15 protein-coding genes are annotated in these 12,214 nt (G+C 41.2%); 2 read left to right on the top strand and 13 right to left on the bottom strand.

The genetic code is table 11. The features are described 5' to 3' along the window. Positions 1-6: 6 nt before the first annotated feature. From glcU to JFU54_RS08220, 6 genes are all read right to left on the bottom strand, one after another. Positions 7-864, bottom strand: coding sequence for a glucose uptake protein GlcU (gene glcU / locus JFU54_RS08245; RefSeq protein ID WP_201064212.1), 858 nt, complete (start codon positions 862-864; stop codon positions 7-9). Between the two features lie 33 nt (positions 865-897). Then, positions 898-1,320, bottom strand: a complete 423-nt coding sequence (locus JFU54_RS08240; protein WP_063218520.1) for a DUF3888 domain-containing protein — start codon at positions 1,318-1,320, stop codon at positions 898-900. A 99-nt stretch (positions 1,321-1,419) separates the two neighbouring features. Then, complete coding sequence (moaD, locus tag JFU54_RS08235) at positions 1,420-1,653, bottom strand: molybdopterin converting factor subunit 1 (protein ID WP_002067685.1); 234 nt, start codon at positions 1,651-1,653, stop codon at positions 1,420-1,422. Positions 1,654-1,655: 2 nt separating this feature from the next. After that, entirely contained in the window at positions 1,656-2,120 is a 465-nt protein-coding gene (moaE, locus tag JFU54_RS08230) for a molybdopterin synthase catalytic subunit MoaE (protein ID WP_002129479.1), read from the bottom strand. Beyond that, positions 2,117-2,638: a molybdopterin-guanine dinucleotide biosynthesis protein B gene (gene mobB, locus JFU54_RS08225; RefSeq protein WP_201064210.1), complete on the bottom strand. Its 522-nt coding sequence runs from the start codon at positions 2,636-2,638 to the stop codon at positions 2,117-2,119. Before mobB ends, moaE begins: the two co-directional genes overlap by 4 nt. Then, on the bottom strand, positions 2,602-3,891 hold the full coding sequence (locus JFU54_RS08220; RefSeq protein ID WP_201064208.1) for a molybdopterin molybdotransferase MoeA: 1,290 nt from the start codon (positions 3,889-3,891) through the stop codon (positions 2,602-2,604). The genes mobB and JFU54_RS08220 overlap by 37 nt, the downstream gene beginning before the upstream one ends. An 83-nt stretch (positions 3,892-3,974) precedes the next feature. Between JFU54_RS08220 and moaC the strand changes: the two genes are divergently transcribed. Beyond that, positions 3,975-4,460: a cyclic pyranopterin monophosphate synthase MoaC gene (moaC, locus tag JFU54_RS08215; protein WP_002129484.1), complete on the top strand. Its 486-nt coding sequence runs from the start codon at positions 3,975-3,977 to the stop codon at positions 4,458-4,460. A 42-nt stretch (positions 4,461-4,502) separates the two neighbouring features. Here the strand turns inward: moaC and JFU54_RS08210 are convergent, their stop codons facing one another. The 6 genes from JFU54_RS08210 to JFU54_RS08185 all read right to left on the bottom strand — a co-directional run bounded on the left by JFU54_RS08210 (position 4,503) and on the right by JFU54_RS08185 (position 10,585). Continuing rightward, on the bottom strand, positions 4,503-5,516 hold the full coding sequence (locus tag JFU54_RS08210; RefSeq protein WP_201064206.1) for a molybdopterin-synthase adenylyltransferase MoeB: 1,014 nt from the start codon (positions 5,514-5,516) through the stop codon (positions 4,503-4,505). 16 nt (positions 5,517-5,532) lie between these two features. Next, on the bottom strand, positions 5,533-6,546 hold the full coding sequence (gene moaA, locus JFU54_RS08205; RefSeq protein ID WP_201064204.1) for a GTP 3',8-cyclase MoaA: 1,014 nt from the start codon (positions 6,544-6,546) through the stop codon (positions 5,533-5,535). Positions 6,547-6,743: 197 nt separating this feature from the next. Beyond that, positions 6,744-9,512 (bottom strand): BclA-related collagen-like exosporium protein, encoded by a 2,769-nt coding sequence (locus JFU54_RS08200; RefSeq protein ID WP_201064202.1) that lies wholly within the window; start codon positions 9,510-9,512, stop codon positions 6,744-6,746. A gap of 121 nt (positions 9,513-9,633) precedes the next feature. Then, the gene (locus tag JFU54_RS08195; RefSeq protein ID WP_002067673.1) at positions 9,634-9,957 is read right to left on the bottom strand and encodes a hypothetical protein; all 324 of its coding nucleotides are present in this window, start codon (positions 9,955-9,957) and stop codon (positions 9,634-9,636) included. A 20-nt stretch (positions 9,958-9,977) separates the two neighbouring features. Beyond that, positions 9,978-10,202 (bottom strand): spore germination protein, encoded by a 225-nt coding sequence (locus JFU54_RS08190; protein ID WP_000512595.1) that lies wholly within the window; start codon positions 10,200-10,202, stop codon positions 9,978-9,980. A 77-nt stretch (positions 10,203-10,279) separates the two neighbouring features. After that, on the bottom strand, positions 10,280-10,585 hold the full coding sequence (locus JFU54_RS08185) for a rhodanese-like domain-containing protein (protein ID WP_000141214.1): 306 nt from the start codon (positions 10,583-10,585) through the stop codon (positions 10,280-10,282). A 199-nt stretch (positions 10,586-10,784) separates the two neighbouring features. Between JFU54_RS08185 and JFU54_RS08180 the strand changes: the two genes are divergently transcribed. Further along, positions 10,785-10,967 carry a hypothetical protein gene (locus JFU54_RS08180; protein WP_002015640.1) on the top strand — a complete coding sequence of 61 codons (183 nt, stop codon included), beginning with the start codon at positions 10,785-10,787 and terminating at the stop codon, positions 10,965-10,967. A 48-nt stretch (positions 10,968-11,015) separates the two neighbouring features. Here the strand turns inward: JFU54_RS08180 and JFU54_RS08175 are convergent, their stop codons facing one another. Beyond that, positions 11,016-12,140, bottom strand: a complete 1,125-nt coding sequence (locus tag JFU54_RS08175) for a homoserine O-acetyltransferase family protein (RefSeq protein ID WP_201064200.1) — start codon at positions 12,138-12,140, stop codon at positions 11,016-11,018. Positions 12,141-12,214: the final 74 nt, after the last annotated feature.

The raw sequence follows: 12,214 nt of genomic DNA, 5'->3' as shown, positions 1-12,214 counted from the left end.
ACCTCCTTAACCTTTCGCAATCCCCAGCATAATTCCAGCTGCAATGATAAAAACGATACCAATAACAATCCCAATTAATTGACGCTTCGTTTTCCTTTCACCTAATATAAAAATCCCGCCAAGCGTCGAAATAATAATTCCCATTTGTGAAAGGGAAAAGCTTGTTGCGACCCCAACTCTTGGCTGTGAAATGAATAAAAACATATTCCCAGCTGCCCAGGTCAATCCTGGAAGAATATTTCGAATCGCATATTTATTGAATGGATGATGTTTAAATGTGAGTAAAATCCCGCCTAATACCATACCGACCGCTTGTGGTAATAAAGCCGACCAACCGTTCACGTTAAATAACCGGATAACTACTACGTAAACTAAATAACCGACTGTTGAAATTAATAAAATAATAATTCCTTTTTTAAAATTTCCTGCTTGCTCTGCATTTTTCTCTTCTTTACTTTGAAGCGATGTTAAAATAACCCCGATAATAATACAAACGAGCGCCAAAACTCCAAGAACGACCGATATCGTCGTTGACCATTCATGAAACACGATAACCCCAAATAATGTTGTCGCGACTAATTGAAGCCCTGTTGAAATCGGCATCGTTCTAGAAACACCCATTAAATCAATACTTTTTAATTGATTCGCTTGACCAAGTGCCCAAAATAAGCCAGATACAATTCCAACTCCAATAACGGTCGGAGTTAATACCGGCTTCATAAAAATATAAACGACAATTGAGAAGATAAGTGCACCGAACGTTGTACCGAGCGTTTGACTATACGGTCCCCCGCCCAGTTTCACGTTAAATAGCACAATACTCCCCCAAAATATAGCTGGTAAAATCGCTAAAAGTATATCCATCGCTCATTACCTTTCTCTACAAAATGTCATAGATTACCGCTCTAAATCATTAGAGTGAGCTTTTATTTTTTCGTTTTTCCGTGCACAAATCTTTTCTACAATAGCACCAGAAACATTCTTTTCTCGCTCCACTTTCTTTATCTTTACGTAATCTAAATTATCTTCCAATGTAAGTGTAACTTTATCATTCGGCGGATTATGTGCACCTTGAAACGTAAGAAATTGTAGCATAATTTCAAATCTAGGAACGAACTCATCCTTCTTACCGAGACGCTTTATATTTATAACAGATTCACATTCATGTTGATCTTCTGTCACTTGCCTTATAACCGAGTAATATCGATTCAGTAACGCACTTTCTAAAAGCTGTTCCGTCGATTCTTTTGCCAAAGAATTGCTTGGAGAAAAGAAAAAAACAGAACATATCATTGCAATCATTACACATATCTTTTTCATAACTTCCTCCTTTTCCTATAAGATAGTGTTCTCCAAAATGCCATAAAAAAACGACTTTCCCTATTTAGGAAAGTCGTTTTTTATAGCATAAATCCAATATTAACCACCACTCACTGGTGGTATTAGTGCAACTACATCACCAGAGTGTATCGTGTCATCTTCATTTGCGTACTCTTCATTAATCGCAACCATAATTGGCGCTGACACTGGTACATTATATTCTTTCGCAACAATATCTTTTAACTCTGCAACAGTAATATTTTCTTTCTCTATTTGTAATTCACTCGTTCCTGCTTCTTCTTGCAAGTTAGCAAATAACAATACTCGAATCATATTTATAACTCCTTCCCAGGCTCTCCTGCTGGATATGGTGTTTTTTCTAATTGGTCACCAATCCATGAGTCACCATCTTCCCAAAACTCCTTTTTCCAAATCGGAACAATTTGCTTAATACGCTCCATAATATATTCATTCGCTTCATAAGCCTCTTTGCGATGAGGCGTTGATACAGCAACAACAACCGCTATATCAGAAATTTGCAGCGTGCCGATGCGATGCGTAATCGCAACATGTGTACCAGGCCACTTCTCCTTCACTTCTGACCCAATTTTCTGTAGCATCTTTTCTGCCATCGTCTTATAAGCTACATACTCTAAGTATAGTGTACGACGCCCTTTCGTAAACTCCCTAACTGTCCCGATAAATGTTGTAACAGCACCACATTCACGGCGAACTACTTTCTTTGTCACCTCTTCAATCGAGATTTCTGTATCAATTACTTCATAATACGTATTTATCATTTTGCACCCCTAGCCGTTTGTAAAAACCAGTCTATATACAATGTTTCTTCTGTTATATGAAATACTTTATATTCTTCTCGTACATTTGACGAAGCATCATACCACGTAATAACTGCCGCTATATTTTCTACTTTATGTAAAAGTTCAGCGTCTTCCGCAGAACGAAGTAACACTACTTTCGGATAGTTCTCAGCTTTATAGCCCTCTATTAAAATCGTATCTACTTCAAAAAATTCGTACAAGCGGATAATTTCTTGCAAGGACCATTCATCTCGCAAAGAGGACAAAGATAGTAATCCGGCACCTTCTACACTACTTACTACAGCACCAGCTTTTCTGTGTCTTTCACTATCTTTTTGCGCTACTTCAGGAAAGCCCCCGTGACCATGATGTTTAATTGTAGCAACCTTCATTTCTCTTTCAGTTAATGCATGCACCATCTTCTCTACAAGTGTTGTTTTCCCGCTATTTTGATACCCTACTATTTGTAAGATTGAAGAGGCTTTGTCCACGGCCAATCACTTCCCTCAGAGCATTCTAACAATAATACAGACACTTTCATTCCTGCTTCAAATCCTCTCGTTCCTCCAGGCAGCACGATAAAAGCATTTGCATCCGCAAGTGAAGAGACTGCACTCGATTTATCTAAACCGACTGGCATCGCTTGTAGTGCCCCATTAACAATACTCGCTTTTGCTCTTACAAAACGAGTAAACGGATTTGGTTTCGGGAAATCTTTTTGTAAAATAGCATCAGTTCTATATACGTGAGGCTCCTTCACATGCAAATACGTTTTCATAATTGGATGCACAAATAATTCGAAACCTACATAACAAGCTGACGGATTACCTGATAAACCAAAGAGTAGCTTTCCATCAACTTCAGCTACTGTCGTTACACTCCCCGGTCTCATCGCTATTTTATTAAAGAGTACATTCGCCTGTAACCTTTCATAAATAGCTGGCAAATAGTCGTAATCCCCTACTGAAACACCGCCCGTTGTAATTAAAATATCAACCTCATCCATCGCTGATTTAACAGCTGTAAAACATGCATCTAACTCATCGGCAAGTTGTCCATAGTAACGCACTTTCCCGCCAGCTTTCATAATTTGAGCGGCAATCATGTAAGAGTTACTATTTCTAATTTTCCCTGGCTCTAACGCCTCATGCACTTCTAGTAATTCACTTCCTGTCGTTACAATACCGACAACAGGCTGTTTTACAACTTTCACAGTGCTATATCCAAACGTCGCTAATAATGCGGCAACACCTGGATTGATTACAAGACCTTTCTTAACGAGGACTTGATTTTGTTTTATATCTTCTCCTTTAAATGACACATTGTCACCGTTTTGGAAAGGACGTTTTAACTTCATATATGTACTTTCGTTCCTCTCGAATCCTTCCGTCAGTTCTAGCATTACGACTGCATTGCAATCTTCTGGAATAGCTGCTCCTGTCATAATACGAACCGCCTGAAAAGCCCCTACTTCTTCTGTAAAAACAGATCCTGCTCCGATTTCCCCTATTACTTCAAATTCAATCGGATGCTCTTGACTCGCTTCCTTCGTGTCTTCTGCTCGAATTGCGAAACCATCGTAAGGAGAACGATCGAAGTGAGGAACATCGTGATCTGAGACAACATCCTCTCCAAGAATCCTCCCATAACTTTCTGTAATAGAAACTTCTTCTACTTCACCATGCTTAGCATATTTCATAACCCGCTCTACAGCCTCAGCAACTTGAATCGGGATTCGTTTTTCTACCATTGTTTCTCACCTCATATTTGCAAAATATCTAATCTCGATTACACTTTATATATTAAATCGCAATTACTTCAAGGAGGAATTCCATGTCTTCATTCACACATTTCAACGACCAAGGGCGCGCTAAAATGGTTGATATAAGTGACAAAAAAATAACCGTTCGAACAGCAATAGCATGCTCTAGCATTCTCGTTACAAAAGAAATTTTTGATAAAATCTCACGCAACGAAATTGGTAAAGGTGACGTATTAGCCGTCGCACAAATCGCAGGTATTATGGCTGCAAAACGTACTTCTGATATTATCCCAATGTGCCATCCTTTATTATTAAAAGGTGTTGACGTCTCTTTCGATTGGAAACAGTCAGAAGAACAATATCGGCTACTTATTGAAGTAAAAGTTAAAACAGAAGGTAGTACCGGCGTTGAGATGGAAGCTTTAACAGCTGCTTCCGCTACTGCTCTTACTGTATATGACATGTGTAAAGCCGTTGATAAGGGTATGATTATTGGCGAAACGTACTTACTTGAAAAAACGGGCGGAAAAAATGGAGATTATATTAGAAATTCTTAATCCTACCTTTTCCATTTGAACCTAAAGGATTCCCCTTTAGGTTCAACCTATATATCTTGCATATAGTCGTTTCGCAACATTCATATCATTCGTACCATGAATAAACGCCCTGCCATCTGTAAATAAAACAAAACGATATTCTTCCACTGGAAATGATAATAAGTACGGCGTTTCTTTTACATCCACACTTTTTTGTAAGCGCTTTTTAATTTCCTCTAAATTAAAACCCTGACGCACACCTGGACGGATTTGAACTGTATTTCGCCCACATAATACTTCTGTTTTCGTTTGTGCTTCAAATGTTAAACTCGGATATGTACGTAACTTTCCACAGGATAAACATGTATCCTTTTTCTGCCTATTCACTTTAAATGCCATCTGTTGATTATTCCAAAGATCAAATGATAGCATCGTTTCACGAAGTGCCTCAAAATCTTCTACTAATATTTTCAAGGCTTCCGTTATTTGATGTGCAACTACTAATTGCACTGCTGGCTGTATAATACCGGCCGTATCACATGTCGCTCCGCTCGCTGGATGCTCCATTAAACATCGAAAACACGGCGTTTTTCCTGGCAAGATTGTATAAGTTACTCCGTAGCTTCCAACGCATCCTCCGTATATCCACGGAACGTTATACATCTGCGATATATCATTAATAAGAAGGCGCGTTTCAAAATTATCTGTCGCATCTAATATTAAATCTACACCTTTAATTAACTCTTCCATTTCTTGCACCGTTACATCAGTCACAACCGGTACAATTTCTACTTCGGAATTAATTGCCTTTAAATGTTCTGCTGCCGCTATTGCTTTCGGTTTATAATGCTTCGCATCTTCTTCTGTATATAATTGTTGCCTTTGTAAATTACTCCATTCTACATAATCACGATCCGCAATTGTTATTTTTCCAACACCTGCTCTAACAATTGCTTCTGCATTCGCTGCTCCGAGTGCACCAGCACCGATAACGAGCACATGCTTCCCTCTTATTTTCCGTTGCCCTGCTTCCCCAACACCAGAAAATAACATTTGTCTTGAATATCGCTCTTGCATACGACATCCCCCTTTCTTATCCTCCTATATAAGACATTTCAATTTTCGGACGATTTTTCGCACTTTCTTCTGTCCGTTCATCTGAATATCGATCTTTTCTATTCTCCCATACATATTGTATAGCTTTTAATAACTCATTATCCGAAAGGTTCTCCCTCAGAAGTTTCCTTAAATCCATTCCTTCTGTCGCAAACAAGCAAGTATAAAACTTTCCATCTGCCGAAATTCTTGCTCTCGTACAAGAAGAACAAAATGACTCAGAAACAGAGGTAATAAAACCAACCTCTACATTCGTTCCAACGTATCGATACCGCTTCGCAACCTCACCAAAATAATGAGCTTCAGCTGGCTCAATTGGATACACCCCATGAATCATATCAATTAATTCTCGTTTCGTAATAACTTGATCAAAATTCCATCCATTCGTACTGCCAACATCCATAAACTCAATAAATCTAAGCGTGATTCCTTGTTCTTTAAAATACGTAGCAACCGGAAGTACTTGATGATCATTCATTCCTTTTTTCACAACCATATTTACTTTCACTTCAAGGCCTGCTTCTTTCGCTGCCATAATTCCTTTTAACACTGGCTTCGTATTCATATTCCGGCCATTAATTGTGCGGAACACATTATCATCTATCGCATCCAAACTAACATTTACTCGGTGTAACCCAGCTTCTTTTAACGCCTTCGCTTGCTTCGTTAAATGAATCGCATTTGTCGTTAATCCTATATCCACTAAACCGTCAATTTTCACGAGACGTTCGATAAGTTTTGTTAAGTCCTTACGGAGCAAGGGTTCGCCACCAGTAAGTCTAATTTTCCGTACACCGATGCTAACAAATACTTTTGCTAATCGCTCTATTTCATCAAATGTCAGTAAAAACTCATCTTTCAAAAAAGCATAATCAGGACCAAACACTTCGGCTGGCATACAATACGTACACCGTAAATTACAACGATCAATGACAGAGATGCGTAAATCTTGAAGTGGGCGTCCGAAAAAATCTTTAACCTTCTCCTGCATCGCCACTCTCCCTTTCTGCCAAATTTATACCTCTCTTCATTCTATTATAATATATTTTTGAACCGCGATGTTTTTGCTCAAGTGAATAAAGTGAAACTTTAATCAGTGGGGATTTTGTCCATCCCCACTGATTATTAGCCCACAAATAGAGGGATAAAAAACCTTGAAACATAAAAGTTCCAAGGTTTTTTTGCTTATTAACTTAATCTAATAATAGTTAGAGTAGCTCCTGGCGTTGTCGTAGATAATGTAGCCACTGCAAGTAATCCAAATAACTGTAAACTAATAGCAGAGCCCGCAGCTAAATTACTAATAATTGTCGCATTAAATGAACCTGTAGCCACTGCCGGTGAATTTATTGTTCCTGCTAGCGGACTTCCATTTACAGTTATACGCGAACTTACAAGTAAAGCTGCCGTTATATTAATTGTGTAGGCTATATAATAATTACCTGCATTTGTAACGGTAAACACAGTATTTCCACCACTAACTGTTATTCCCGGTCCAATATTTTGATTGTTCGGTAATGGTATATTCGTACCCCCTAACAACACGGAAATAGCACTTCCTGAAGTATTATTTGCAAAGGAATACGTTGCAGTTGTACTAACTCCAGTCACCCCGGTCGCTCCAGTGGCTCCTGTTGCTCCTGTTGCTCCCGTTGGACCTTGGATTCCTTGTGAACCTGTCGCTCCTGTTGCTCCCGTTGGACCTTGAATTCCTTGTGAACCTGTCGCTCCTGTTGCTCCCGTTGGACCTTGAATTCCTTGTGGGCCTTGCGCTCCTGTTGGACCCGTGTCCCCGGTTGGGCCTTGTGGACCTTGTAAACCTTGCACACCTTGCGGACCAGTTGGACCTATTTCTCCTTGCACACCTTGTATTCCGGTTGGACCTTGTGGACCAGTCGGACCTTGCACTCCTTGTATCCCTTGAATTCCCTGTGGGCCTTGTGCTCCGGTTGCACCTGTTGCCCCTTGTATCCCTTGTGGGCCTTGACCTCCTTGGATTCCTTGAGGACCTGTTGGACCTTGGATTCCTTGCGGGCCTTGAATTCCTTGCGGCCCTTGATCTCCCGTTGCTCCCGTTATACCTTGGATCCCTTGTGGACCTTGAACACCTTGCGGACCGGTTGGTCCTATGTCTCCTTGTACTCCTTGTATTCCTTGTGGACCCTGCAGCCCCGTTGCACCAGTTACTCCAGTTGCTCCGTTCACACCCGTCGCCCCTGTTGCTCCCGTATCTCCTACTCCTCCCGTTACACCTGTCGCTCCTGTCGGACCAGGTGGTCCACCGGATGGACCTGTCAATCCCGTCGGACCTGATGGACCTGTTGGGCCAGTCGGTCCGGCTGGGCCTCCTGATGGACCCGTTACACCTGATGGACCCGTTACTCCAGTTGCCCCTGTAGCCCCTTCCCCTGTAGCCCCTGTTGTACCCGTATCTCCAGTTACTCCTGTCGGCCCTTGGATTCCTTGAATTCCTTGTGGGCCTTGCACTCCTTGCGCACCCGTCGGTCCTTGAATTCCTTGGATTCCTTGAACTCCCTGTGGACCCATTGGACCTGTTGGACCTATATCCCCTTGAGTACCTTGCACTCCTTGCGGGCCCTCTGGACCTGTTGCTCCTATATTCCCTTGAACACCTTGAACTCCAGTTGCTCCTTGTGCTCCGGTTGCTCCTGTTATACCTTGAATCCCTTGTATTCCCTGAATTCCTTGTGGACCTTCTGGACCTGTTACTCCTATTGGTCCTTGAATTCCTTGGATTCCTTGTGGGCCCTCTGGACCTGTTGCTCCAGCTGGCCCTGGCACTCCTTGTATTCCTTGCGGACCCTGAAGTCCTTCTGGGCCTTCTGGGCCTGTTGGTCCTATATCACCCATTGGCCCTTGAATTCCTTGGACTCCTTGTGAACCTGTGTCTCCGGTTGGACCAGGTACCCCTTGTATTCCTTGTGGGCCTTGATCTCCTGTTGCTCCTGTTATACCTTGAGGTCCTATGGCCCCTTGTATACCTTGCGGACCTTGATCTCCAGTTGCCCCCGTTATCCCTTGAATTCCCTGAAGCCCTTGGATTCCTTGTTCACCAGTTACTCCTGTCGGACCAGGAATACCTTGAATACCTTGCGGACCTTCTGGACCCGTTGGTCCAATTGGCCCTTGAACCCCTTGGATTCCTTGCAGGCCCTGTGCTCCTGTTTCTCCTGTACTTCCAGTCGGTCCTGTATTTCCAGTCACTCCCGCACTTCCAGTTACTCCAGTATTTCCAGTCGCTCCCGTCGCACCTGTACTTCCACTCGGTCCACCTCCTGGCCCTGTCGCACCAGTTGCTCCAGTCGGACCTGGAGGTCCTCCAGATGGGCCGGTTATCCCTGTTGAACCTGTTATTCCTGTCGGGCCGGTTAGCCCCTGACCAGTCGCTCCGGTTGCTCCCGTATTTCCACTCGGTCCTTGTGGGCCTTGTATCCCTTGAGCTCCTTGTATTCCTTGTGAACCTGTTGCACCCGGTACCCCTTGCACTCCTTGAATTCCTTGAGGTCCCTCTGGCCCGGTAGCTCCAATCGGCCCCTGTAATCCCTGTATCCCCTGTATACCTTGTGCCCCAGTCGCTCCGGTCGGACCAATTGGACCTTGTAACCCTTGCACTCCTTGAGGTCCTGTCGCTCCAGTTTCTCCCTGTGGTCCCCTTAATCCTTGTGGTCCCTGCTGTCCTTCTGGTCCTGTTGCACCCATTTGTCCAGCTGGTCCTTGAATCCCTTGCACTCCTTGAGGTCCTGTCGGGCCCATCTCCCCCATCGGACCTTGAAATCCCCTTGGTCCTTGTGGGCCAGTCGGGCCTTGTGGACCGGTTGGACCAGTAATCCCAATGCCAGTAAATCCCGTTGGAACGGGAGGAAAAGTAGGTCCAATAAGATTCGGTGAAATTCTGAAATTAGAGTTTAATGAATTTTGTCTATCGCGCTCTTTCACACTTTCACCACCTACACACCATCTTTTTTACTTTAAACAAACCTCTTCTTCTTAATATGTATTTACAAAAACAATCTCAAAGACTATTTTTATTCTAAATAATAAAAACTCCCTTAATTCCTTAAGGGAGTCCAGCAACTGAATCCATATTATCTGTATTAGGGACAGCTTGCGATATACTCGACACATTTGCACCTTGCCCCATATTTGTTCCCGTTACAGTACCAGCAGGGGTACCTCGTGTATAGGTTGTCGTCACCGAATCTCCCGGTTGTAAACAAAGCTTCGTCTCCGTCCCTATTACTGTAACAACGTCAATCCAAGTGCACCCCATTGAACCACTATACGATTTCGAAGCAGTAAATGAAGTATCACTCAAATTGTCACCTGTAAATATATTCCCAGTATTATTAACGATAATAAATTCTTTAATACGTGCAGGCATAGTTACACTCTACCTTTCCTTTATGCACCTAATGTACGTGTACTCGTCGCTAATGGCGGAAGAAACACTGATGTTCTAATCACAGCTTCTGGCTGTCGTTTCCCATTTAAAAAAACAGCCGCACTCGATCCTCCAGCACCAGCATATATTTTTGCCACAGCTAAAGGTGAGATATCATAACAGTCGCCAACATTAACAGCTCCTGTATTATTTATAATTTTTACTTTACGCATGTTAATTCCCATTTCGCCTCCCCCTTTTGTATACTGTATGCAAAAGAAAAAAACTTGAAACAGACTCGTTTCAAGTTTTTAACAATTAACTATTTCGTTTCACCTTCATATTGAAGCATACCGCCAACCATATTCACCGTTTTAAATCCTTGCTCATTTAAATAATGGCATACATTTTCACTACGCATTCCCGAACGGCAAATAAAGATATATTCATTCTCTTTCTCAAAGAAATCTACTTTATTTGGAATATCGCCCATTTTAATATGTACAGCTTCCGGAATTTTCCCTGCCGCAACTTCTTCATCTTCCCTTACATCTACTAAAAATAATGTTTCTCCATTTTCTAAACGCTCTTGCACTTCTTCTGTAGTAATTGTTTTTACTTCTGTCATATGTAGTTCCTCCTTATATACAATAAAACCTTCAGTTTCTTCTTTAAACAATCATTTCTCATCAATTTTAGCACGCGAAGGAAGGAACGCAAAGAATGGAACATTTATTTCTCAATTTTCCAGCAAAACTTATTCTTTACAAACATAACTGACGCATTGTATCCTCAATATACTTGTTTGATGAAAGGAGCCAGTTAAAATGACACTTTTTCTTTTCATTATGGGCATCATTTTCTTAGTTTTTGCAGTTATTGCTCTTAGTATGAAAAATAATAAAAAGATAAAATCCCCTCAAGAAATGTCATTCTTATTTCTATTACTTAGTATAGCTTTCTTCGGTTTATCAGTCGCTTCATATATTTTCCGTCTGCAAATCATGTAAAAAAAGGTGCCTACTATAAATCATGCACCTTTCCACATTAATTATTTCCTACACAAAACTAGATACTTTCCGATTTAAAAACTCGTAAACTCTCTTTTCAAACAAATGAACATCTAATGCCCCAGCCATATGCCCATTTATACTTTCTATCTCATACACTTCTGCATATTTCCCCTGTTTTTGCAAAATGTCTACCATTTTATAATTATAACGAGGTGGCTGAAGTAAATCTTGTTTGCATGGAATCATGAGTACATTCGCTTCTATATTAGAAAGAGCCTCCTCTAAAGAAGAAAACCCATGCGCAATATCATGTAATAAGACTGCTTTCGCAGTGTACATCCACGAATTTGCATCTACTAAATCTATACTTTTGCATGTCACTTTATTAATCTCTTTCTCAAATGATGTTAATGCAGAAAATTCCTGATAAGGTGCCATTTCTATACTGTTCCGTGGGAATGCCGTTTCATAAAAATGTTCATCAAACGCATTCATAAACATCATTCGATTTGCTAAATGAAGACCCTTCGTTGGCTGCTCTTCTCCATACTTTCCACCTTTCCAGTTTGGATCAAGCTGAATTGCTTCAATCGCATTTTGCGCTACATTTCCCGACGTTATAATTGGATTTTGTGGATTCGTAATAACTCCAATCACTCGCTCTACCATATGAGGATAGTGAACAGCCCATTGCTGCGCAATCATCCCACCTGCCGATGGTCCCATTACAGCATGTAACCTAGAAATCCCCATATCTGTTATTAACTCATATTGCATACGTGCTACATCTAAAAATGTGAAGACTGGAAAATCCATCGCATACTCAAAGCCAGTCACCGGATTTATCGATTTTGGTCCCGTTGTAATTACGTAGGGGTTCTTCACCTGTACATTACAAAGGTTATCAGTACATATAACGAAATATTTATTTGTATCAATTGCTTTCCCAGGTCCAATTAATCCATCCCACCAACCAGCTTCCTCATCATGCTCTGTATATTTTCCTGCCGCATGACTTGTTGCACTAAAATAGTGACAAACCAAAATCGCATTTGATCTTTCTCTATTTAAAGTGCCATACGTCTCATACCCCATTTGAACAGGAATTCCCCTACCATTTTCAAACACAAATTCTTTTAAAATAAACTTCTCCTTTTTTACAATTTGCACAGACTCGCCTTCTTCCCATCATATTATGAACTGCTTACTAAAGGATTTTTTCTATACAAACCAATCTCCTCCTT

The sequence above is a fragment of the Bacillus sp. TH19 genome (assembly GCF_016651075.1).
Lineage (GTDB): Bacteria > Bacillota > Bacilli > Bacillales > Bacillaceae_G > Bacillus_A > Bacillus_A mycoides.
The sequence above is the reverse complement of the archived record's forward strand: the minus strand, read 5'-3'. Positions and strand labels throughout refer to the sequence as shown.